The 21,983-nt window shown below is 62.9% G+C and carries 22 protein-coding genes and 1 tRNA gene; 10 read left to right on the forward strand and 13 right to left on the reverse strand.

The window, feature by feature from the left end; all coding sequences use genetic code 11:
- Positions 1-57: 57 nt before the first annotated feature.
- From ING15_RS06365 to ING15_RS06405, 9 genes are all read right to left on the reverse strand, one after another.
- Entirely contained in the window at positions 58-1,683 is a 1,626-nt protein-coding gene (locus ING15_RS06365) for a TRAP transporter large permease (RefSeq protein WP_206453957.1), read from the reverse strand.
- 5 nt (positions 1,684-1,688) lie between these two features.
- Entirely contained in the window at positions 1,689-2,369 is a 681-nt protein-coding gene (locus tag ING15_RS06370) for a TRAP transporter small permease (RefSeq protein WP_206454122.1), read from the reverse strand.
- Positions 2,370-2,480: 111 nt separating this feature from the next.
- The gene (locus ING15_RS06375; protein ID WP_206453958.1) at positions 2,481-3,491 is read right to left on the reverse strand and encodes a DctP family TRAP transporter solute-binding subunit; all 1,011 of its coding nucleotides are present in this window, start codon (positions 3,489-3,491) and stop codon (positions 2,481-2,483) included.
- 281 nt (positions 3,492-3,772) lie between these two features.
- A complete protein-coding gene (locus ING15_RS06380; RefSeq protein WP_206453959.1) occupies positions 3,773-4,993 on the reverse strand; it encodes an acyl-CoA dehydrogenase in 1,221 nt (406 codons plus the stop codon).
- Between the two features lie 123 nt (positions 4,994-5,116).
- Positions 5,117-6,646: a malonate--CoA ligase gene (locus ING15_RS06385; RefSeq protein ID WP_206453960.1), complete on the reverse strand. Its 1,530-nt coding sequence runs from the start codon at positions 6,644-6,646 to the stop codon at positions 5,117-5,119.
- The gene (locus tag ING15_RS06390; protein WP_206453961.1) at positions 6,643-8,001 is read right to left on the reverse strand and encodes a malonyl-CoA decarboxylase; all 1,359 of its coding nucleotides are present in this window, start codon (positions 7,999-8,001) and stop codon (positions 6,643-6,645) included. Before ING15_RS06390 ends, ING15_RS06385 begins: the two co-directional genes overlap by 4 nt.
- Positions 7,998-9,326 carry a TRAP transporter large permease gene (locus ING15_RS06395; RefSeq protein ID WP_206453962.1) on the reverse strand — a complete coding sequence of 443 codons (1,329 nt, stop codon included), beginning with the start codon at positions 9,324-9,326 and terminating at the stop codon, positions 7,998-8,000. Before ING15_RS06395 ends, ING15_RS06390 begins: the two co-directional genes overlap by 4 nt.
- A complete protein-coding gene (locus ING15_RS06400) occupies positions 9,323-9,868 on the reverse strand; it encodes a TRAP transporter small permease subunit (protein ID WP_206453963.1) in 546 nt (181 codons plus the stop codon). Before ING15_RS06400 ends, ING15_RS06395 begins: the two co-directional genes overlap by 4 nt.
- A 77-nt stretch (positions 9,869-9,945) precedes the next feature.
- Positions 9,946-10,935 (reverse strand): TRAP transporter substrate-binding protein, encoded by a 990-nt coding sequence (locus tag ING15_RS06405; RefSeq protein WP_206453964.1) that lies wholly within the window; start codon positions 10,933-10,935, stop codon positions 9,946-9,948.
- A gap of 93 nt (positions 10,936-11,028) precedes the next feature.
- Between ING15_RS06405 and ING15_RS06410 the strand changes: the two genes are divergently transcribed.
- Entirely contained in the window at positions 11,029-11,739 is a 711-nt protein-coding gene (locus tag ING15_RS06410) for a GntR family transcriptional regulator (protein ID WP_206453965.1), read from the forward strand.
- A 153-nt stretch (positions 11,740-11,892) separates the two neighbouring features.
- Here ING15_RS06410 and ING15_RS06415 read toward each other — a convergent pair whose 3' ends face one another.
- The 3 genes from ING15_RS06415 to ING15_RS06425 all read right to left on the reverse strand — a co-directional run bounded on the left by ING15_RS06415 (position 11,893) and on the right by ING15_RS06425 (position 13,787).
- Positions 11,893-12,606 (reverse strand): hypothetical protein, encoded by a 714-nt coding sequence (locus ING15_RS06415; protein WP_332873787.1) that lies wholly within the window; start codon positions 12,604-12,606, stop codon positions 11,893-11,895.
- Positions 12,607-12,677: 71 nt separating this feature from the next.
- On the reverse strand, positions 12,678-12,827 hold the full coding sequence (locus ING15_RS06420) for an ABC transporter (RefSeq protein ID WP_206453966.1): 150 nt from the start codon (positions 12,825-12,827) through the stop codon (positions 12,678-12,680).
- Between the two features lie 378 nt (positions 12,828-13,205).
- Complete coding sequence (locus ING15_RS06425; protein WP_232845605.1) at positions 13,206-13,787, reverse strand: hypothetical protein; 582 nt, start codon at positions 13,785-13,787, stop codon at positions 13,206-13,208.
- Positions 13,788-14,118: 331 nt separating this feature from the next.
- On the opposite strand from ING15_RS06425, the gene ING15_RS06430 reads away from it, so the two are divergent.
- The 8 genes from ING15_RS06430 (at position 14,119) to ING15_RS06465 (ending at position 20,437) form a co-directional block, all read left to right on the forward strand.
- A complete protein-coding gene (locus ING15_RS06430) occupies positions 14,119-14,466 on the forward strand; it encodes a hypothetical protein (RefSeq protein ID WP_206453967.1) in 348 nt (115 codons plus the stop codon).
- Between the two features lie 103 nt (positions 14,467-14,569).
- On the forward strand, positions 14,570-15,223 hold the full coding sequence (gene pncA / locus ING15_RS06435) for a bifunctional nicotinamidase/pyrazinamidase (protein WP_206453968.1): 654 nt from the start codon (positions 14,570-14,572) through the stop codon (positions 15,221-15,223).
- 67 nt (positions 15,224-15,290) lie between these two features.
- Positions 15,291-15,989: a ribonuclease activity regulator RraA gene (locus ING15_RS06440; RefSeq protein ID WP_206453969.1), complete on the forward strand. Its 699-nt coding sequence runs from the start codon at positions 15,291-15,293 to the stop codon at positions 15,987-15,989.
- Between the two features lie 89 nt (positions 15,990-16,078).
- Positions 16,079-16,486, forward strand: a complete 408-nt coding sequence (msrB, locus tag ING15_RS06445) for a peptide-methionine (R)-S-oxide reductase MsrB (protein WP_206453970.1) — start codon at positions 16,079-16,081, stop codon at positions 16,484-16,486.
- A gap of 266 nt (positions 16,487-16,752) precedes the next feature.
- Positions 16,753-17,895, forward strand: a complete 1,143-nt coding sequence (locus tag ING15_RS06450) for a hypothetical protein (RefSeq protein WP_232845606.1) — start codon at positions 16,753-16,755, stop codon at positions 17,893-17,895.
- Positions 17,896-17,979: 84 nt separating this feature from the next.
- Positions 17,980-18,564, forward strand: a complete 585-nt coding sequence (locus ING15_RS06455; RefSeq protein ID WP_206453971.1) for a nitroreductase family protein — start codon at positions 17,980-17,982, stop codon at positions 18,562-18,564.
- Positions 18,565-18,566: 2 nt separating this feature from the next.
- The gene (locus ING15_RS06460; RefSeq protein WP_206454126.1) at positions 18,567-19,187 is read left to right on the forward strand and encodes a flavin reductase family protein; all 621 of its coding nucleotides are present in this window, start codon (positions 18,567-18,569) and stop codon (positions 19,185-19,187) included.
- Positions 19,188-19,264: 77 nt separating this feature from the next.
- Complete coding sequence (locus tag ING15_RS06465) at positions 19,265-20,437, forward strand: DUF2336 domain-containing protein (RefSeq protein WP_206453972.1); 1,173 nt, start codon at positions 19,265-19,267, stop codon at positions 20,435-20,437.
- A gap of 436 nt (positions 20,438-20,873) precedes the next feature.
- Here the strand turns inward: ING15_RS06465 and ING15_RS06470 are convergent, their stop codons facing one another.
- The gene (locus ING15_RS06470; protein WP_206453973.1) at positions 20,874-21,647 is read right to left on the reverse strand and encodes an NAD kinase; all 774 of its coding nucleotides are present in this window, start codon (positions 21,645-21,647) and stop codon (positions 20,874-20,876) included.
- Between the two features lie 172 nt (positions 21,648-21,819).
- Here ING15_RS06470 and ING15_RS06475 point away from each other — a divergent pair.
- A tRNA-Thr gene (locus ING15_RS06475) sits at positions 21,820-21,894 on the forward strand.
- The last annotated feature ends 89 nt before the right edge of the window (positions 21,895-21,983 follow it).

Below are 21,983 nucleotides of genomic sequence, written 5' to 3' on the forward strand. Positions count from 1 at the left end.
GCGCGCGCAGCGACAACGCCTTGCTCGGGCTGCCGCGGCGACCCGCGGAAGGCCCGCTTACCGTGTGACGAGTTCCGGTCCCATCAAACTGTAAGGCAGCCAGGTCGACAGGATCGGCACATAGGTTACCAGGATCAGGAACAGGAAGAGCACCCCGACGAAGGGCAGCGCCGCCTTGACCACCTGAACCAGACTCATCCCGGTAATGCCTGAGGTGACGAACAGGTTGAGCCCGATCGGCGGCGTGATCATGCCGATCTCCATGTTGACCACCATGACGATGCCGAGATGGACCGGATCGACCCCGAGTTCCATCGCGATCGGGAACACCACCGGCGCGACGATCAGAAGCAGCCCGGAGGGTTCCATGAACTGACCGCCGAGGAGCAGCAGGATATTGACCGCGATCAGGAAGGTGAACCAGTTGAAGCCGGCATCGAGCATCAGGGCGGTGATCGCCTGGGGAATGCGTTCGGCCGTCAGCACATGGGCGAACAGCAGCGCGTTGACGATGATGAACATCAACATGATCGTCGTGCGCGCCGCGTCGACGGTCACCTTGCGTGTGTCCTCGTTGAAGAACGCCCTGAAGAAGGAGCGCGCCGTCATTCCCAGGTTGCGGCCCCATATCGGCAGGCTGGCGGCCAGGTGCTTCGGCACGCCCGCCAGTCCCGCGCTTTCGCCGCGCCAGAGCGTGTAGGCAACGAGGATCGCCAAAGACAGCACAAGACCGACGGTGGCCCGCTCGCCGAAACCGAAGGTCGCGCCGCCGGGACCTGATGTCGCGAAAAAGGAGAGGATCATCCAGACAGAGAAGAAGGAGACGGCATAGACGACGGCCGAGAAGCCGACACGGGCGCGGGACGAGTCGGTCTCGCGCAGCCAGGGCTCGTCCTTGAGCGGTCCCATGTCGCGATAGATGAACAGGGCGACGAAGAACGCGTAGACCGCCGCCACCGCGGCCGCTTCCGTCGGGGTGAACACGCCGCCGTAGATGCCACCGAGGATGATGATGATCAGGAACAGGCCCCAGCCGGCGTCCTTGCCGTGGCGTGCGATCTCGTGGAAGCCGCGCCAGGGCTCGGCCGGAAGGTTCTTGATCCGCGCCATGATGTAGATCGCGATCATCAGCATCAGCCCGGCGACGATGCCAGGAACGACGCCGGCGAGGAACATGCGCCCGACGGACACGTCGGTGGCGGCCGAATAGACGACCATGACGATCGACGGCGGTATCAGGATTCCGAGCGTGCCGGCATTGGCAATGATGCCGGCCGCGAACTCCTTGCTGTAGCCGACCTTGCGCATACCCGCGATGGCGATGGTGCCGATCGCGACGACGGTGGCCGGAGACGAGCCGGAGAGGGCGGCAAACAGCATGCAGGCCAGAACGGAGGCCATGGCGAGGCCGCCGCGAAAATGCCCGACCGTGGCGATGGCGAAGTTGATGAGCCGCTTGGCGACGCCGCCCGTCGACATGAAAGCCGAGGCGAGGACGAAGAACGGAATCGCCAGCAGCGTGTAGTTCTGCGAGGCGGTGAACAGCTGCAGCGCCACCGACGACATGGAGTCGCTGGAGAAGAAGGCGATGGTGATGACCGAGGAGAGACCGAGCGAAATGGCCACCGGCGCGCCGAGGAACAGCAGCCCCAGAACCAGAATGAAGAGGATGAGCGTTTCCATCGCGGTCAGTCTTTCAGGAGATCTTTGTTTTCCGCGACGAGGTCTTCCGCCTCGTGGCCGGCGATGATCAGTTCACGCTGGCCGGTCCAGATGTGGACCATCGCCTGCAGCGAACGATAGGCCAGGAGCGCAAGCCCGATCGGCAGCATCAGATAGGCGATCCACCGCTGCACGCGCTCCTGAACGCCAAAGGTTTCCTGCACCCATTCGGGATAACGCACATCGTCGAGCCCAAGCCCGAGATTAAAGAACTTGGTCCAATAGAAGATGGCGCCGCCGGAGGAATCCGCCCCAAAGACCGACAGCCAGTCGGCCGACAGCAGAATGATCCCGTAAAGGGCGGTGCACAGTGCGCCAAACAGGGCAGCGATCCGAAACGCGGGCCGGGGAAACAGCCGGATCGCGGCGTCCACCCCGAGGTGCAATCCCTGCTTCACGCCGTAGCCCATGCCGAACAGGATCATCCAGGCAAAGAGGATGCGTGTGAGTTCAAGCGCGCCGGACCAGCCACTGTTGAAGCCGTAGCGCGCGACCACCTGCGAGAATGAGATCAACGTGATGGTTGCCAGCAGGACCGCCAGGACGTTCTCCTCGAGCCGGGTAACCGCTGCAGCGTGCCGCCGTTCGACGAGATACAAGCCTATGATTAGGGCCAGTATTGCCAGGTAGGGCCATAGGCCGGCCATCGCATATTCCCCCAGCACGAGGGCCCCCGTTGCGAGCAGCCCGTGCACTCACGTTGCGCAAAATAACGAAACAGGCCGGGCGCGCCTCAGGCACGCCCGGCCGTTTGACAGTTAGTTCGTCGGGTTCGTTGCCACTGCGGCGTCGATGACGTCCTGCCCGATGTCGTCCGTGAACTTCTCCCAGACCGGCTTCATCGTGGAGACCCACTGGTCACGCTGCTCGGGAGAAAGCTCGCGAATCTCGCCGCCAGCGTCGATAATGTTCTGGCGGTTCTTGGCCTCGGTCGCGGCCACGTTGGCGTTGGCCTCGGCGGTCACCTCGTCGACGATCTTCATGAACTGGTCGCGGAATTCCGGCTCAAGCCCGTTCAGCCATTCGGTCGATGTCACCAGCAGATAGGCGAGCACCTGATGGTTGGTCTCGGTGATGCCGTCCTGCACTTCGAAGAACTTCTGGGTGTAGATGTTCGACCAGGTGTTTTCCTGGCCGTCCACAACGCCGGTCTGCAGCGCTCCGTAGACCTCCTTGAAGGCGAGCTTCTGAGCCGAGCCGCCCATCGCCTCGATCATCGCCTCGGCGACGTCGGAGGTCTGGATGCGGAACTTCAGACCGGACGCATCACTCGGTACGAGCAGCGGCTTGTTGGCCGAAAACTGCTTCAGACCGGAGAGCCAATAGCCAAGACCCGTATAGCCCTTGTCCTCCATCACGGTCAGCAGACCCTTGCCGGTCTCGCCGGTGTTGAAGGTCTCGACGCTTTCCAGGTTGGAGAACAGAAACGGCAGGTCGTAGAGGCGATATTTCAGCGTGTAGGCCTCGAACTTCGACAGCGACGGTGCCGCGAGTTGGACGTCGCCGAGCAGCAGCGCCTCCAGCACCTTGTCGTCATCGAACAACGTCGAGTTGGGGAAGACCTCCATGCAGGCCTTGCCGTCCATCTCCTGGTTGACGCGCTCGGCGAGGAGTGTCGCCGCGTCGCCCTTCGGGTGGCCCGTCGCGGCGACGACGTGGGCGAATTTGATGACCATTTCGCCGTCGTCGCATCCGGCGGCCGCCGAAGCGCTCGATACGCCGGCGATGAGAGCGGCGGCGGAAATGGTGCCGAGAAGCAGATTTTTCATTGGTAGTCCTCCACTGCGGACGCAAACGGCGTCCGTTCAAAACGAGAGACGATGCCAACCATTCGGCACCGTCGATTTGGTCACGCGGGAACGATGCGGTGCCGAGGCTGGACACATGCGGCAAGAGCGGCCGAAACAGGCGCTTCTGAACTTTCCACCTGGCTTCGCCTCGCCGGCACGCTCCCGAGATTGCGCCGCGCCGACCTTAGCAAGCACCGCGCATGCCTGTCGAACGGATAGGCGCGTGATTCCGCGCCCTTATACTAACGTAGGATAGAAGATTAGAAGAATGCTTGGAGTCCGGTCTGGGCCTTGCCGAGGATCAGCGCGTGAACGTCGTGCGTGCCCTCGTAAGTGTTGACCGTCTCCAGATTCTGGGCGTGACGCATGACGTGATACTCGCCCATGATGCCGTTGCCGCCGTGCATGTCGCGGGCGACACGGGCGATGTCGAGCGCCTTGCCGCAATTGTTGCGCTTGACCAGCGAGATCATCTCCGGCGCCATCTTGCCTTCATCGAACAGCCGGCCGACGCGAAGCGAGGCCTGCAGACCGAGCGCAATCTCGGTCTGCATATCCGCGAGCTTCTTCTGGACGAGCTGGGTCGCGGCCAGCGGCCGGCCGAACTGGATGCGCTCCATCGTGTAGGCGAGGGACCGTTTCCAGCAGTCCTCGGCGGCGCCCATGGCGCCCCAGGATATACCGTAGCGTGCGCGGTTGAGGCAGCCGAACGGACCCTTGAGGCCGGAGACGTTCGGCAGAAGGTTCTCTTCGGGGACAATGACCCCGTCCATGACGATCTCGCCGGTGACTGAAGCCCGCAAGGACAGCTTGCCCTCGATCTTTGGAGCCGACAGGCCCTTCATTCCCTTTTCCAGGATGAAGCCCCGGATCTGGCCGTCATGGACCGTCGATTTTGCCCAGACGACGAAGACGTCCGCGATCGGCGAATTGGAGATCCACATCTTGGCGCCGGACAGCCGGTAGCCGTCGGAGATCTTCTCGGCCTTCGTCTTCATGCCCCCGGGGTCGGAACCGGCGTCGGGCTCGGTGAGGCCGAAGCAGCCGACATACTCGCCGCTCGCCAGCTTCGGCAGGTACTTCTTGCGCTGCGTTTCGTCGCCATAGGCGAAGATCGGATACATCACCAGCGACGACTGGACACTCATCATTGAGCGATAGCCGGAATCGACCGCCTCGACCGCCCGCGCGACAAGCCCATAGGAGACATAGGACGCACCCGCGCAGCCATATTCTTCCGGAACGGTCAGGCCGAGCAGGCCGAGTTCGCCCATCTCGTTGAAGATCGCCCGGTCGGTGGTCTCGTTCTGATAGGCCTCGACGATCCGGGGACGCAGCTTTTCCTCCGCGAAAGCGCCGGCCGTGTCGCGAATCAGGCGTTCGTCCTCGCTCAGCTGATCCTCAATCCGAAATGGATCGGCCCAGTCGAATGCGGCCATGGAGAGAGCGTGCGGGGAGGTCGCGGCGGGGGCAGTGGACATGGAACGCTCTTCCTTGTGTCTGACGCGCTGGCGCAGCTGGCCATAGTCGCCGATCATCGGTCTGACCACGGTCCTAAGAGCTTGCGGCCCGCTCGTCTACCGCATGACGATGCCTCGTCCGGTTCAGGCGTTGGACAGCAGATCGGCGAAACGATCGCGCAGGACGTTCTTCTGGACCTTGCCCATGGTGTTGCGGGGCAGTTCGTCGACGAAGACGATCCGCTTCGGCTGCTTGAACCGGGCGAGCCGCTCCTTCAGCGCTCCGGTCAGCTCCTCTTCCTTCAGGCCCGGGTCGCCCACGACAATCCCGACCACCCCCTCGCCAAAATCGGGATGCGGCACACCGATCACCGCGCTTTCGACAACGCCGGGCAGTTCGTCCAGCACAAGCTCGACCTCTTTGGGATAGATGTTGAAGCCGCCCGAGATCACGAGGTCCTTGCCGCGGCCGACGATGGTCACATAACCGTCCGCATCGATCAGCCCGAGGTCGCCAGTGATGAAGAATCCATCGTCGCGAAATTCCGCCGCGGTCTTTTCCGGCATCTGCCAATAGCCTGCAAAGACGTTTGGCCCCTTGACCTCGATCACGCCGATCTCGCCTTGGGGGATTGCCTCGCCGGTCTCGGCATCGACGACTCTCAAGTCGACACCGGGCAGCGGGAAGCCGACGGTGCCGGCCCGCCGTTCGCCGTCATACGGGTTCGAGGTCGACATATTGGTCTCGGTCATGCCGTAGCGCTCGAGAATGCGCATGCCGGTTCGCTCCTCGAACGCCTTATGTGTCTCGGCGAGCAGCGGAGCCGATCCGGAGGTGAACAGGCGCATGTGGACCGTCGCCTCGCGGGTCAGGCGCTTATCGGCGAGTAGCCGGGTGTAGAAGGTGGGAACGCCCATCATCGCGGTCGCGTCCGGGAGGAAGCGGAACAGCTGCTCGACATCGAATTTCGGCAGGAAGATCATCGCCCCGCCAGCAATCATGGCGGTGTTCGACGCGACGAACAGCCCGTGGGTGTGGAAGATCGGCAGCGCGTGGAGGAGCACGTCCTTGTCGGTGAACCGCCAATAGTCCCGCAGCACTTCGGCGTTGGAGAGGAGATTGTTCTGGGTCAGCATGGCGCCCTTGGAGCGCCCAGTGGTCCCGGAGGTGTAAAGGATTGCCGCCAGATCGCCGGCATCCCGAGCGACCGTCTCGAATCTCGTCGGTGCCGCCAGGGCCTTGTCGCTGAGGCTGCCGGCGCTTTTGTCCGGCGCGGTCCAGACACCGAGGGTTTCGATCGTCGCGCCAGCCTTTTCGGCGATAGGAGCCAGCGCGTCACGCTTCGCCGGATCGCAGACGAAGACCCGCGGACCCGCGTCGGTGAGGAAATATTCGATCTCGGTTGGTGTGTAGGCGGTGTTGAGCGGCAGGAAGACGCCGCCGGCTCGCACCGTCCCGAGATAAAGCATCAGCGCTTCGATCGATTTCTCGACTTGGACCGCCACCCGGTCACCGGGCTTGACGCCCGAATCGAGCAGGACATTGGCGAAACGCGCCGAAACCGCCTCGACGTCCTGGTAGCTGTAGCTCCGTCCATCCGGAAGAATGGCGAAACGGCGCGCCGGTTCACGGCGCCCGGCTGCAAGGAGACCGTCAAAGAGCGGATTGGTCATGCTACGTCCTTCATGGAATTGCCGGCGGCCCGTCCGGGCAAGAGACTGGTGACCACCCGGCTGGCCGCGATCTCGCCGTCCGCCGCATAGGCTTCATGACGCTGCTCGACGCGCGGCAGATCATAGAGGTAGTTTACCATCAGCCCGTGCGCCTGCTTAAGGCCACTCGGTGAGGTGTCGCCGAGATGCATGACGCGGTTGAGAACGGCGCCATTTCCGAGATGGAACCGCGCCACCGGGTCGACCGGCCGGCCGTCGCCGCGTTTGGCGCGCAGGTAATAACGGGCACCGAGCGAGAGGAGACCGGGCCGGGCGGCTTCGACCTTGGCCGGGTCCGCCGACCACGTGGCTTCGCCGATGATCGCCAGCGCCCGCTTCTCGTTGACTTCCAGGCCTTCAATAGCGTCCGCCGGCAGTCCTTCGATCCAGGATGCGAAGCCCGGCGCCGGGGACAGGGTGACGAAGGTTTTCAGGCTCGGGACGGTCTCCTTGAGGTCCTCGGCCACTTGCTTGATCAGGAACGAGCCGAAGGATACGCCCGCTAACCCTTTGTGACAGTTGGATATCGAATAGAAGACGGCAGTCTGCGCCGCGTTTGGTGACAGGACAGTCCGACCGGGATCAAGCACCGTGGCGATACTGGCTGGAACGTCGTCGGTCAGGGCGACTTCCACGAAGATCAGTGGATCGTCTGGAATCGAGGGATGGAAAAAGCCGAAGCAGCGTCTGTCGGCCGGGGCAAGACGCTGGCGCAGTTCGTCCCAGTTGCCGATGGCGTGGACGGCTTCGTAGCGGATGATCTTTTCCAGAACGCTGGCCGGAGTATCCCAGTCGATTGGCTTCAGCATCAGGAAACCGCGGTTGAACCATGACTGGAAGAGATGGCGGAGATCGGCGTCGACGGCACCGAGCCGCTCCCTGTCGCTCCTCAGGAAGGGCAACAGCCGCTCACGGAGCTTGACCAACTCGGCCGTTCCTCCCGGCGCAAGATTCAGTCGGCGGAACAATTCCTGGCGCGGCGGTTCGGCGAGACGCTGAAGGTCGACGAGCGTTTCAGGACCCGGATCGCGTGCATAGGCACTTGCCGCGCCACGCAACGCCTTGGTGTCCGGCGTGAACTCCTCCGCAAGCATGTGGAAGAAGCGTTTGGCGGTCTTATCGTCGAGCCCCCGGAATCCATGGAGGATTTCAGCGGCCAGCCGTACGCCGGTCGCTTCGCCGCGCGAGGAAACGAGCTTGTGGCAGAGCGCGGCAAGTTCCGGCAGGCTGACGGGTTTCGCGGGGCCCTCGCCATGGAACCAGGAGCCCGCGCCGATCGAGCCAAGCAGATCGGAAAGGAGGGATACCCGGGTCACATCTCCGCTCCCATGATCAGGTCAGGCAGGAACAGCGCGATCTGCGGGAAGAACGACAGGGTGATGATGCCGAGGATCATGCAGATGACATAGGGAAGGGAGCCTCGCAGGATCTGGCCGAGCGTGATGTCCGGCGCTATGCCGTTGATGACGTAGAGATTCAGCCCGACCGGTGGGGTGATCAGCCCGATCTCCATGTTGATGGTCAGGATGACGGCGAACCAGTAGGGGTCGAATCCCGCGCCGATGATGATCGGCAGGAGGATCGGAGCGGTCATCAGAATGACGCCGACCGGCGGTAGAAAGAAGCCGGCGACAAGCAAGAAGACGTTGATCACGCCCATCAGCGCCCAGCGGTTGATCTCGAGTTCGGCGATATATTGGGCGATGGACTGGGTGATGAACAGCGAGGAGAGCGCAAAGGCGAAGAGTTCGGACGCGCCGATGATCAGCATGATCATCACGCTTTCCTTAAGCGTGTCGCGGAAGATCATGCGCATCTGCGAGAACTTCCAGGTTTTCGAGAAGATGCCGTAAATCACAGCGACAAGGATGAGGCAGAACAGCGCACCAACGCCAGCGGCCTCGGACGGCGTGGCGACACCGCCATAGAGGACAAACAGCACGGCGACGATGATCGCCAGAAACGGCAGCACCCGCGGTAGCGCCTCGAAGCGCTCGCGCATCGAAAAGCTCTGGGTGAGTTCGGACAGCCCAAGCCCTTGGCGCTTGCAGGCGATGATCGTCCAGATCATGAAATAGACGGTCAGCATGAAGCCCGGTAACAGCCCGGCGAGAAACAACCGTCCGATCGATGTCTCGGTCGCGATGCCGTAGACGATCATTGTTACGGATGGGGGAATCAGAATGCCGAGGGTGCCGCCGGCCGCGATCGACCCAGCCGCGATCTCGGCCGGATAACCCCGCTGGCGCATCTCCGGAATGCCCATCTTGCCAATGGCGGCGCAGGTTGCGGGCGACGAGCCGGACAGGGCGGCGAAGATGGAGCAAGCGCCGAGGTTCGACAGGACCAGACCGCCCGGCACGCGGTTCAGCCAGCGATCGAGCGCCTCGTAGAGATCCTTGCCGGCAGGCGAGGAGGCGACGGCCGCGCCCATGAGGATGAACATCGGAATCGACACGAGACTGAACGACGACAGCGCGCCGAAGAATTGTTCGCCGAGGGTTTCGAGGAAGAAGGCCCCGTAGACGGCGAACAGCGCCCCCATCGATACGAGCCCGAGCGCAAAGGCGATGGGCGTGCCGATCGCGAGCAACCCGAGCAGCGCGACGAGCATCGACAGGCCGGCCATCATCGGGCTCATGACCGGGCTCCCTTCGCGGTGTCGGAAAACAGCGTGTTGTCAGGTATGCCACGGCCGGCGTCGGGCTCTACGAATAACCGCATGACTTCAGCCACATACTGTAGGGCAAGCATGATCGTGCCGACTGGCATCGGCAGCAGCGGCATCCAGAGCGGAACGGCCCAGACCGTCTCGCTGGTCCAGTTGTTTACCCAGGCTTCGTGATAATGGACCCAGCCGGCGTAGGCGAGCAGCACCACGAACAGGAGCGAAAAGAGCGCCGCGAGCACCTGCATCGCGATCCGCAACCGCGGACCGGCCGCGAGCTGCAGGATGTCGACATTGACGTGTCCCCGCTCGATCAAGACCCAGGGCGCTCCGAGGAAGGTCGCGGCGACGATCGCATAGGTCGTGTATTCGGTCTGCCAGACGGTCGAATGGCCGAGCACATATCGCACGAAGACCATTTCGCTGACGGAGAGAACCGCCGATAGCAGGCACACGGCAGCGATGACGCCGAGAACGCGCGAGATCGCGGAAACGATCGCGATGATGAGTCGCATGCGCGCTCCCTCGCTGGAGTTATTTAAGGTAAGCGGGCGGGCTCGGGTTCTCCGGCCCGCCCAGAATGACGTCGGCCTTACTGGACCGCGAGCGCGTCGTCGATCAGCTTCTGGCCGTTCGGAACCTTCTCGGCGAAGTTCTTGTAGGACGTCTCCTTGGCGATCGCGAGCCAGGCATCGTAGTTTTCCTTGGACATTTCGGTCACCTCGACGCCGGCCTTCTTGTAGACCTCGATCAGCTCGCCATCGAGTTTCTTGGCTTCGCCGGCAAAGTACTCCTCCGCCTTTTCGCCCGCGGCGAGCAACGCCTTCTGCTGGTCCTCATTGAGACGCTCGAAGGAGCGCTTCGACATCAAAATCGGCTCGTACATGAACCAAAGCGCGTTTTCACCCGGCGCCGTCAGGCACTTGGCGACTTCATAGATGCGATAGGAGACCAGCGAGCCAGACGACGTGTTGGCGCCGTCGAGGACGTTCTGCTGAATGCCGGTGTAGATTTCCGACGATGGCATCGAGGCGATCGATGCGCCGGCGCCGACCAGCATTTCCTCGAAGGCCGGCCCTGCCGCGCGCAAGGTCTGACCCTTGGCGCTTTCCGGCGTGGTGATGCAGTTTTTAGAAGAGACGAAGCCGCCCGCCAACCAGGCGTCGGACAGGACCATCGCACCTGCTCCGTCGATCGACTTCTTGATCTCGTCCATGAAGGGCGAATCGTTGAGCCGCGTCGCCCGTTCGTGGCTGCCGACGAGGCCAGGCATCAGGGTGGCGGAAAATTCCGGATGGCGTCCCGATGCGTAGTCGAGCGGGAAGGCGGTAATATCGACTTGGCCCTTGGTGACGGCGCCCCACTGGTCTTTCGCCTTGAACAGCGACTCGCCAGGAAAGACCTGCATGGCCAGGCCGACATTGGCTGCCGTGATCTCCTTGCCGATCATTTGAACCATTTCGTCGCGCACGTCGCCCTTGCCGCCCGGCCACTGGTGCGATGCGCGAAGAGTTACGTCCTGGGCTAGGGCGGTGCCCGTCAGGGCGAGGCCGCAGACGGCCGACAGCAATATCGATTTCATGGAAACCTCCCGTTGAGTGATCACGCCTCCCAGCGCATTCCTTTAAAACACCTTCTATTGCATGCCATGTCAACCGTATTGTATACGATTTAGATGGACTCGTCGGACCATTCCACCACGTCGATCGCCGACTCTGCGGTTTCGCCGTCAGTGCGGCCGAAGGCTGGCGAAATCCGCGACGTCCTCGAACAGGAGGTTGTCACCGGGACGCTGAGCGCCGGCGATCGTCTGGACGAATCGGCGTTGGCCGCACGGTTCGGCGTCTCCCGGACGCCTGTGCGCGAGGCGATCAACCAACTCGCGTCGGCCGCGCTGATCGAACAGATCCCGAATCGGGGGGCCTTCGTGCGTCAGGTCGGTCTCGCCGAGCTCGTCGAGATGTTCGAGGTGATGGCCGAACTCGAGGGAATGGCTGGACGTCTGGCAGCGCGCCGGGCGGACGCAAAAGCGTTACGGAGCCTGAACCTAGCGCACGCGGCCTGCGCCGCGGCGGCGCGCTCTCGCGACCCGGACGCTTACTATTACGAGAACGAGCGATTTCACCACCTGATCTACGAAACCTGCGGCAATGCGTTTCTCGTCGCCGAAGCGAAGCGTCTCCACCAGCGCCTGAAGGCCTATCGTCGCCTGCAGCTACGTGTGGCCCATAGGACACCGCAGTCACTCGCTGAGCATGAGCGGATCGTCGCGGCCATCGATGCAGGTGACGGCGAGACAGCTGAACAGGAGTTGCGAGCCCACGTCACTGTGCAGGGGGAGCGCTTTGCGGACTTGGTGGCGAGTCTGAATCGTCCGGCACGATAGCGTCCGCGAATCAAGGTCGGTCGACACCCCCTCGGTCACTCTCGGCTATCGCCACGCCGGTATCTCGAAAGGCGCACGTCCGAAAAAAACCCGGCGCGAGAGCCGGGTTTTTCGTCAATTCACTGCTTGGATGCTCTGCGGTCGATGTCTCAATCAGGTATTCGCCTTCTTAAGAGCGTTGATATAGTTCTTCGGGAAGAGCAGCGGATTGACGGTCTCCAAGCCCAGATATTCGGCAATTTCATTGGTGTAGGCGCTGCAATTATAGAGCACGGCGTGCCAAACTGGACGGTTCGCCTTCAGGTAACGGATCTTGGCCGCAAGACCGCGATACTCCGCCTCAGTCAGGTCAATCCGGTAGTTCGCGGTCATGTAGGCGTTTTCGCTGTCGCCATCGCTGGCTCCGGTCTCGGAGGGGACAGGCAGAACATGGCCGATGGTATAGGGAATATTGCTTGTCGAGGCTGGCGCCAAGCCGGTGATCTCGGTCATGCTTGGAATCAGCACGCCGTTGGCATCGACCGGCACGCGGCCATTCTGGTCAAGCTTGCCAAATACCGCGAAGGTATGGCCATAGCTGAGCGCCGAACGGGCGCGGAATTCAACGAAATAAGGTTTCGCCCTATGAGCGACCACGCCGTCATCTGAGGGCGCATAAGCTGCCGGTGTCACGAGCGAGGATGCGGACGTCACCGGCGCGCCGGACGTCATCGTGTTGGAGCCGGTTGCCGAGCAGCCTGCGGCAGTTATGCCGAGCAAGGCGACAAAGGCAAATTTCAGAAGTGATGAAGCCATGGTCGGCCTTTCGAAATTGGAAAACCCGCCTTCGGGACGTATAGGCCGACGATAAATCGCCGCTGTCCCCACACGCGACGTTGTGTCAGCCAGAAAGGCGCTTGGGGGAAGCGTTATCCGACGCTTCCCCCAAGATACAAGGATCAACCCTTGGTGACGTAGGTCTGCTCTTCGACGACGACCGGAGCCGCGATCGGGGCCTTGCCCTTGCCCTTGCCGATGCCTTTGCCCATGCAACCGGCGAAGGTTGCGAGAGCGAAGACCGCGACCGATGCGATGACGATTTTCTTCATGATAACTACCTATCAGTCTCTGACGGTTTATGCCGCAGTTTAAGTTCCCGACGCTTATGCGGCCGGTGCGTCGGCAACCTGTTGTTTTTAGACGATAGGAGCAAGTGCGGAAAAGACACAGCTGCTCCTGAACCTTTGATCTGGCGTGACCCTAAAGTTAACAGTGACTTGCACGTTTGACGTCAACGCTGATGGTTTCCCTGATATTCTCGGCGTTCCAGCGGACTTCACGCTCCCCAGCGTAGCTGCCAGATACTATGGCTATAGAGCCTCAACCTTCGTTAAATCGTGCAACGGAACGCGAGAAAGGCGACTATCCGAGCTCGACGAGACGCGAAAACTCCCCCAGAGCGGCATCTGGGAGCTCATCGCGATGCCTTAGAGTGCGGCGTCGGCGGTCACCGGACCGTTGATTACGGCCTTTGCGTCCCGAACCGCGCGAATGTTCTGCTGAATTATTCGTGCTTGCTCCTCGCGCGCGAAAGCGGCGCCGTCGGCACCCGTCAAGACGTTGATCTCGTCCTGCAGGCGTTGCCGCGTTGTCTCGCAATTGGCGTAGGCGAGGTAGGCGGCGGCGGTTTCGTCCTGCAAATCGACGGACGCCTTGACGCTTTCGTCGTAGTTGCAGAACGCGTCGGCGCGCAGCGCCTGATCAAGGGTCTCCGACGGCGGCCCAAACTGCTGTTCAATCGCTGCTTTTCGTATCGCATAGTCCGTCAAATAGGTCTTGCGAAGAGCCAACCGGCATTGCGCATAGACCAGTTCACCCGGCTGAATAAGAAGGCTGCGGCAGTGGGCGTCGTCCTCGGGCGCGGTCAATCGCAGCACATCGAGTTCATCGCCCCCGCTGACGCAGGCTGAGAGCGTGAACAATATCGCGATGGTCGCGGGAAGGCGCATGATTGGTGTCTTTCGCTCAGCGGACCGCATTGCGGAACTCATTGTCGACTTTTGCTGCATCGGGGCAGGCATAGCACAGCCATTGGCCCGTATCGAAACGGCCGCCGCCTGAGCTTTTCGGGCCACGAACCCCCCGAATTACCCTGTGAGGAGAAGAATTCCGGCTAAGGTGTGGCGAGATGGCGTTTTTGTGCTGCGTCGACCTTCTCTCTCGCTCTCCGCGGGGCAAGGCGGAACGTCGAATGACACGAGCGTCAGAGCCAGGATACGCCCGAAGCGCCGGACATCCTCCGCCCCCGCAGATTGTCATGGCTGCCATGCCATTGTGCGCCGCAGCAATCACACATAGCTTCCAATCCGGGAGGGCTGAAGATTTCGAAGGACCAGGATTATGAAGACCATTTTTGTTGCCGCAGCGCTCACCGTGGCAGCCCTTGGCGCTGCGCACGGTGCTGAGTTGAAGCCGCTGGCCGCCCAGAGCATCGAGCTCGGTCAGGTCACCGGCGCCGCTTACTATACGGTCGAAGGCGACGAATTCCGAGTCGTTACGACACTCCAGGCGGGCGAGGCCGGAAGCGCCTTGCGTTTCGTCTCGATGCTCTCCGACGGTGAGGCTCTGACCATTCAGGTGCCCTCAAACCTTGGAAACCCCAGTACCGAGCTGGTCATCGAGCGGGCGGGCGACGCGGTGCGTGTGTCGCCAGCGGCGGATCTGCGCGCCTCGCTCGCGCTTCGCTGATCCCCGCATACGACCAGGCGCCAAGGCCCGCCGAATTGCGGGCCTTGGCGCTGTTCGCCGGCAGGCGCTTTGCGGCGTCGCGAAATGATGTCATCTTTTGCGGATGACAACGGTCGATATTGCTCCCGCCGACGCACTGATCGTCGTCGACGTTCAGAATGATTTCTGTGCCGGCGGCGCGCTCGCGGTGCCGGATGGGGACGCCGTGGTGCCGTTGGTCAATCGTCTGGCCCGGCAATTCGGTGTCGTGGTCCTGACCCAGGACTGGCACACGCCCGACCATGCGTCTTTCGCGTCCACCCATAGCCGCGACCCGTTCCAGACGATCGGGCTGGCCTATGGTCCGCAGGTTCTGTGGCCTGACCACTGCGTCATGGGGACAAGGGGCGCGGCGTTCCATCCGCTCCTCGATGGGTCCGGCGCACAGATGATCGTACGGAAGGGCTTTCACCCGGCCGTCGATAGCTATTCCGCCTTTGTCGAAGCTGATCACGCCACCAAGACCGGCCTAGCGGGCTATCTCGCCGAACGCGCCGTCGAGCGCATCTTCGTCGTCGGGCTCGCCACCGACTTCTGTGTCGGTTGGACCGCTCTCGACGGGCGCGCAGCCGGGTTCGATGTTACCGTCATTGAGGACGCCTGCCGGGGGATCGATCTCGACGGCTCGCTCGAGCGCGCCTGGCGTGACATGGCAGCCGCCGGGGTGCGCCGGTGCGGCTCGCAAGAGCTTGCATTTTCCGGCGCCCTCCAGGACTGAGCCGCATTGACGCCGCTTCGGCCGGTGCTATCCCACATTTGCAATCGATTCACGGAGAGGCAGAGACTTGAGCGACTCATCGGCCATCGCGGCATTTCGGTCGGTTACGACCGCGACCATCACGACTATTCTCCTCAAACGAGGACTGCGAAATGTCTGGATGCGCGGACTCGTGCCCCTCGCGCCCGGGCAGGAAAGGCTCGTCGGTCGTGCCTTCACCCTGCGCTTTGTGCCAGCGAGAGAAGATCTCGCGACACCCGAATCCTGGTCTTCCCCGACCTCGACCCGTGCCGCCATCGAAGCCATGCCCGAGGGCTGTATCGCGGTCGTCGACGCGATGGGCGTGACCGATGCAGGGATCTTCGGCGACATTTTGTGCGCTCGCATGGGCAAGCGTGGCGTTACAGCCCTCGTCACCGACGGGGTGGTGCGTGACGTGGCCGGTGTGATGGGAACGCGATTGCCGGTCTGGTGTGCCGGCGTGGCGGCCCCGCCCTCTGTGGCAGGACTCACCTTCGTCGGCTGGCAGGAACCGGTCGGCTGCGGGGGTGTCGCGATCTTTCCGGACGATCTGATCGTCGTCGACGACGATGGGGCAGTCGTCATTCCCGCCGCGATCGTCGAGGAGGTGAAGGATGCCTGTCTCGAACAGGAGCGCCTGGAAGCCTGGCTCATGTCCGAGGTGGACAAGGGCGTTCCGCTGCCGGGTCTGTATCCGCCCAACGCCGAGACGCGCGCGCGCTACGAGAAAAGCCGGGGCAGTTGAACCTCGTCCCGGTTGGGCCGAATCGCCGCGCCCGGCGGTCTGCTCATCAAGGAACCAGATCGACGGCCCGTTGCCGAAAGGAGCTGAACATGGATGCCAAGCCCTATCCCGTGACACGAACCGACGCCGAGTGGCGTGACATGCTGACGCCGGAACAATATGCGGTGATGCGAGGCCACGGCACCGAGAGGCCAGGAAGTTGTGCGCTGCTCGACGAGAAGCGGGCAGGGACGTTCACCTGCGCCGGATGCGGCCAGCCGCTGTTCGTGGCCGGTCGGAAATTCGAGAGTGGTACCGGCTGGCCGAGTTTCGATACGCCGGTGGACGGCGCCGTGGAAACCACGGATGACCACAGCCACGGCATGGTTCGCACCGAATGTCATTGCAGCCGCTGCGGCAGTCATCTTGGCCACGTGTTTCCAGATGGTCCGCCGCCGACCGGGTTACGCTACTGCATCAATGGCGTCGCCATGGATTTCGAGCCGGCGGGCGAGTAGGCGCGCTCGGGAAAAATCGCTAAAGGGGAATCGATGTCGATTTCCGGCGCGATCCACTGCGATTCACGAAGTCATCCGGCAGATTCGCACGGTTTTTTCGGTGAGGCGGCGAAAGCGCGAGGCGGTCGCGGTCTTTCCTCCGCCAGAGGGAACATTTCCATGCAATTGTTCGGTTCGCGCCGGATCGAAGGCCGGACGCCTTGAATTCGTCCATGATCTGCGGTCAAGAGCCATGGGAAGGAGCGCAATCGTGAGGGGTCGCAGCATTGTTCGTTGACGCACGTCTTTCGGCGATCATCGGCGCCCTGCTGCTGGCGAGCGTTCCGGGGGCGGCGCAGGACATCCCGATACCTTCGTTGCTCGACCGAAGCGTGGGCGGGCTCTTCAACGGAGGCGAACCACGCGAGCCCGGCGGGTACGTCTCCCCTTCGGCGACGGAACTGATCCCCGATTCCCGCGATGTCGGCGCCGCGCCGCAAGGGTCGCTACGCCGCTTCGAACCGATCGCCCTGCCATCATCCCTGGGGCGGCCAAGCGCGCCCGCCATCAGCCTTCCTGGACTGCCGGCCTATGCTCCGCAGAATATGCCGAGCAAGGACGTGATCACGCCTCGCGCGCCCCTGATTCTCGAGGCGCGGCTGACTAAGGACAGCGAGACGATCCCGAACGGACTGATCTGGCGGCTGTTCTCGGCGATCCCGGCGCTCGACGGCAGACCGACGCTCATCGCGTCGTCGCAAAGCAGTATCGCTAATTTCGAAGTCCCGGCCGGCTCATATATCTTGCATGTCGGATTCGGCCGGGCCGGCATCATCAAGCGGATCGAGTTTTCCGGCGTCAGGACGCGTGAAACCGTCGTGCTCGGGGCGGGCGGGCTCAAGCTCGAGGCGATTGCCGCCGATGGATCGGCGATCGATCCGAAAAAGCTGAAATTCGACGTGTATACCGATGCGGAGGACGATTCCGATCGCGACCTCGTCGCCAGCGACGTTCCGCCCGACAAGGTGCTGCGGCTGAACGCCGATACCTACCATGTCGTATCCAGCTACGGATCGGTCAATGCTTCCGTTCGTGCCGACATCAGGGTGGAACCGGGAAAAATCACTGAGGCAAGACTGCAGCATCGGGCGGCGCTGCTGACGATGAAGCTGGTGCGCGAACAAGGCGGTGAGGCGATTGCCGATACCGCCTGGTCGATCACCACCGCCTCCGGCGACGTCGTGCGCGAGAGCGTCGGCGCCTTCCCGTCGATGGTGCTTGCAGCGGGCGACTATGTGATCGTGGCCAAGAATCGCGACAAGGTCTATCAGCGACAATTCGAGGTCCGTGCCGGCGAGAATACCGACGTGGAGGTTCTGGCCTCGGAAGTGGCGGCGGTCGTCGATCCGTCCGTGGGTTCGGGCGACTGAACTCCGACTATTATAATTGGCGGGCAACGAAGCGTCCCGATATCCCGTGACCGTTCCACCTGATCGCTACCGAAAGATGGCCACTTGACCGACTCGTTTACGCTCCTGTCCACGCGCCGTTCCATTCCCATTCCGATGCTGGCTGCGCCCGCGCCGGAGGGGGCGGACCTGGACGCGATTCTATCCGCCGCCGTGCGCGTGCCCGACCATGGCAAGCTCGCGCCCTGGCGCTTCATCCTCTATCGTGGCGAAGCGGCCGAGCGGATCGGCGCCGCGCTCGCCGCGCTGGTCGAGCGACGCGAGGGGGGGCCGTTGTCCGAGACGCGGCGGCGGGTCGAAGCCACCCGCTTCAGCCGCAGTCCATTGGTGATCGCCGTCGTTTCGACCGCGAAAGAGCATGTGAAGATCCCGATATGGGAGCAGGTGCTGTCCGGCGGCGCGGCGGCGATGAATCTTGCCAACGCTGTTCACGCCAAGGGTTACGCCGCCAATTGGGTGACGGAATGGGTCGCCTATGACGAGCAGGCGAAGGCTATCCTCGGCATTCGGCGGGACGAGAAGGTCGTCGGCTTCATCCATGTTGGCACGCCGCAGGAACCGCCGTCGGAGCGTCCGCGCCCTGCATTGGCCGACGTCGTCAGCGAAGCGCGCGCCCCGGGTGACGGGTGATGCTGTTCTACACGACCGATCGGAACGATCACGGCCTGTCTCATGACCCGTTCAAGGCGATCGTCGCGCCGCGGCCGATCGGCTGGATCTCGACGCGGGCCAAGGACGGTTCGGTCAATCTCGCGCCCTACAGTTTCTTCAACGCGATCAGCGATCGGCCGAAGCTCGTCATGTTTTCCTCGGTTGGCATGAAGGATTCCGCCAGTTTCGCAATCGAAACCGGCGAGTTCGTCGCCAATCTCGCGACGCGTCAACTGGCCACGCAGATGAACCAGACGTCCGCGGTGGCCGAGCGCGGAACCAGCGAGTTCGGTTTTTCGGGCTTGACCGAAGCGCCGTCGAGGCTGGTTGCCGCCCCCCGTGTCGCCGAAAGCCCGGCGGCGCTGGAGTGCCGCGTGACCCATTCGTTCCGGCCGACCGGACTGAACGGGGAACCGTCGGAGAACGTCGTTGTGATCGGCCAGGTAGTCGGGATTCACATCGACGAGGCGATTCTCAAGGACGGCGTGATCGACATGGCCCTCGCGGCGCCGCTCTCCCGACTCGGCTATCTCGACTATGCGGTGGCCGATCAGGTTTTCCAGATGGCGCGGCCCCGAAGCCCCGACGGCGGCGAGGTTTAGATGCCCCCGCGACAGCTTGAGCCGGGACGAGTCGCTATGGTGAACGAAACCTAAACCTTTGCTGGCCAGTATCGACCGTGAAGTCGGTAGCGGAAGAGGTCGCGTTTCCCATGATCGTCCAGCGGTTCGTCAAATGGTGCGAGACGGCCAACAGCGCCCAGCGCGCGGAGGGCGCGACAATTCTTGCGCGCGCCTTCGTCGAGGGTCGCATCACGCCCGAGGAGCAGTCCGGGGCCGAGGCGGCCTTGACCCTTATGCTCGACGATCCATCGCCGAAGGTCCGTCTGGCGCTCGCTGAGGGTCTTGCCGATGACAGTCGGGTTCCCCGCCCGGTGCTCCTCAGCCTCTGCGAGGACAGTCCGGCGATCGCCGGCGTCGTCGCCAGCCGTTCTCCGGCGCTGCGTGACGACGAGCTGATCGACCTGGCGGCAAGCGGTCCCGCCGAGTTGCGCACTGCGATCGCCGCCCGGCGCAGGGTGTCGACGCGCGTTGCGGCGGCGATCGCCGAGGTGGCGGAACCGGGCAGTTGTATAACGCTGCTCGAGAACCAAGCTGCCGCGATCGCCGGCGTAAGCTTCCGGCGAATTGCCGAACGGCATGGCGCCAATGCGTCGGTACGCGGTGCGCTGCTCGATCGTTCCGATTTGCCGGCGACTGTGCGCCAGACAATGATCCTTTGCACTGGCCAGGCGCTCGCAGCGCTGCCGATACTGCGCAACCTCGTCGGCGCGGACCGGGCCGAGCGGACGGCTTTCGACGCCTGCGAACGGGCGACGGCGCTGCTTGCGGAAACCGTTCCGGAGGTCGAAATTCCCGCACTGGTCGAACATTTGCGGGCCAGCGGCCAGCTCAACGTCGCCTTTCTTCTACGCACGGTCTGCGCCGGGAACATCGACCTGTTCGCCGCTGCGCTGGTGCGATTGTCCTCGATGTCGGAACGACGTGTCCGGTCGATCCTTGCCGAGGGTCGCGATGGTGCCTTCCGTACCATGATAACCAGATGCGGGCTTCCATCCGTCGCCACGCCGCTTTTCCTGATTGCCGTGGGGGTCTGGCGCGAGATCGCATCGGGAAAACGCGTCGTCGCCGTAGAGGGCGTGCCGCAGCTGATCATGCAGCGACTCGTTGCAGCTTCGACGGATCGATCGCGGACCGCGGGCTTCGAGGCCATGATGCGGTTTCTGTACCGGCTGGCCGGCGAGACCGAACGGGACGCGGCACGGGAGCAGGCCCGCAGCCTGGCCGCCTGAGCCCGTCCGCCTTGCCCGAAGGATATCGGGCAAGGAACGCTCGCCGCTAGCGGGTCTGAAAGGACATCTGGGAGCTCCTGCTCCCTTGGTACGATATCCGCGAACGCTCGTCTCGATCGGACGCGTCGGCGCGAGTTGACGATCTGTTGATCCGCGTCAATGCGTGGCGCCTATCAGTGCTTCTTTGTTGAAAATCGAGGTCGTCATGATCGGCGGATTCCATCTGCGACCCTCGGAGGACGTCGGATGCCCCGATTTATCCACATCGACATCGCAGCGGACAACCCGGAACGGGCCGTCGTCTGGTCTCGTTCAAAGGCGCCGAAGGCAATGCTTTCGCGATTCTGGAGCCCGTCCTGAGCAACCCGTTCGCCGACAAGTAATCCGGTCGCACTCTCATCTGCCGGCAACTGGCGGGCTGTCTGGACGGCGTTCGCTAATAGCGAAATTGTTCGGCGAGAATCCGTTCGTCCCAAGAATGATCGTGATCGAACAGAATGAGCCCGGTGTCGTTGAGCGATTCGGAAATCGTGATTCGGTGGACGGATTTCACTTCGGTGGCATCGGCGACGGCATTCACGGGACGCTTTTCCGGTTCAAGGACGACGATTTCGACCGTCTGATGATTTGGCAGCAGCGCCCCGCGCCACCGACGTGGACGGAACGGGCTGACCGGCGTCAACGCCAGCAACGGCGCGTCCACCGGGATGATCGGGCCTTGCGCCGACAGATTGTAAGCAGTCGAGCCGATCGGGGTCGCCACCATTACGCCGTCGCAGACGAGTTCGTCCAGCCGAACCTTGCCGTCGATCGAAATCTGTAGCCGGGCCGCCTGGTAGGACTGGCGGAAAATCGCCACCTCGTTGATCGCCAACGCCTTGTGGACGGTGCCGGCGGCGTCGACGGCGGTCATGGCGAGCGGGTGGATGGCGTTTTCGATCGCCGCCGCTAGGCGTTCCTTGAGGCCGTCCTCCCGATAGTCGTTCATCAGGAAGCCGATCGTGCCCTTGTTCATGCCGTAGATCGGTGTGCCGCTGCCCATGAATCGATGCAGCGTCTGGAGCATGAAGCCGTCGCCCCCGAGCGCGACCACCACGTCGGCATTGTCCTCGCGATCATTGCCGTAGAGCGCGGACAGCCGGTGGGCGGCCTCCTGGGCGGCCGGGCTCTCACTGGCAACGAAGGTGATGGATTGGATTGGGCGTGACATCGGTCGGCGCGGGGCTCGGCTTTTCTCGGCTTTTCAAGGATGCGGATCGGGGCTGCGGTGTCGGAGGGTGAGACCTAGCGCGGTGGGTGGCCGAGGCCAAGCGCGGCCGTGGCTGTCCGCTGGCAAAAACCCGCTGCACAGGGCCCGACAAATATGCTATGGGCCGCGCCGGGCCGGATTAGCTCAGCGGTAGAGCAGCGGTTTTGTAAACCGAAGGTCGGGGGTTCAATCCCCTCATCCGGCACCAGACAAACATCCTAAATTCCGATGATTCCCTGTGCTTCTTGCGATGGCCGACTATCTGGCGTGGTGTCTGCCGCATAATGCCGCCGGAGA

It is taken from the genome of Aurantimonas marina (assembly GCF_017183135.1).
Classification (GTDB): Bacteria; Pseudomonadota; Alphaproteobacteria; order Rhizobiales; family Rhizobiaceae; genus Aurantimonas; species Aurantimonas marina.

Excerpts from the sequence above, each read along its gene's own strand:
- ING15_RS06385 (WP_206453960.1), bottom strand. The coding sequence starts at position 6,646 with ATGACCAATCCGCTCTTTGACGGTCTCCTTGCAGCCGGGCGCCGTGAA.
- ING15_RS06380 (WP_206453959.1), bottom strand. The coding sequence starts at position 4,993 with ATGTCCACTGCCCCCGCCGCGACCTCCCCGCACGCTCTCTCCATGGCC.
- ING15_RS06405 (WP_206453964.1), bottom strand. The coding sequence starts at position 10,935 with ATGAAATCGATATTGCTGTCGGCCGTCTGCGGCCTCGCCCTGACGGGC.
- ING15_RS06425 (WP_232845605.1), bottom strand. The coding sequence starts at position 13,787 with ATGCAGCAAAAGTCGACAATGAGTTCCGCAATGCGGTCCGCTGAGCGA.
- ING15_RS06395 (WP_206453962.1), bottom strand. The coding sequence starts at position 9,326 with ATGAGCCCGATGATGGCCGGCCTGTCGATGCTCGTCGCGCTGCTCGGG.
- msrB (WP_206453970.1), top strand. The coding sequence starts at position 16,079 with ATGGATGCCAAGCCCTATCCCGTGACACGAACCGACGCCGAGTGGCGT.
- ING15_RS06375 (WP_206453958.1), bottom strand. The coding sequence starts at position 3,491 with ATGAAAAATCTGCTTCTCGGCACCATTTCCGCCGCCGCTCTCATCGCC.
- ING15_RS06420 (WP_206453966.1), bottom strand. The coding sequence starts at position 12,827 with ATGAAGAAAATCGTCATCGCATCGGTCGCGGTCTTCGCTCTCGCAACC.
- ING15_RS06365 (WP_206453957.1), bottom strand. The coding sequence starts at position 1,683 with ATGGAAACGCTCATCCTCTTCATTCTGGTTCTGGGGCTGCTGTTCCTC.
- ING15_RS06410 (WP_206453965.1), top strand. The coding sequence starts at position 11,029 with ATGGACTCGTCGGACCATTCCACCACGTCGATCGCCGACTCTGCGGTT.
- ING15_RS06470 (WP_206453973.1), bottom strand. The coding sequence starts at position 21,647 with ATGTCACGCCCAATCCAATCCATCACCTTCGTTGCCAGTGAGAGCCCG.
- pncA (WP_206453968.1), top strand. The coding sequence starts at position 14,570 with ATGACAACGGTCGATATTGCTCCCGCCGACGCACTGATCGTCGTCGAC.
- ING15_RS06370 (WP_206454122.1), bottom strand. The coding sequence starts at position 2,369 with ATGGCCGGCCTATGGCCCTACCTGGCAATACTGGCCCTAATCATAGGC.
- ING15_RS06400 (WP_206453963.1), bottom strand. The coding sequence starts at position 9,868 with ATGCGACTCATCATCGCGATCGTTTCCGCGATCTCGCGCGTTCTCGGC.
- ING15_RS06430 (WP_206453967.1), top strand. The coding sequence starts at position 14,119 with ATGAAGACCATTTTTGTTGCCGCAGCGCTCACCGTGGCAGCCCTTGGC.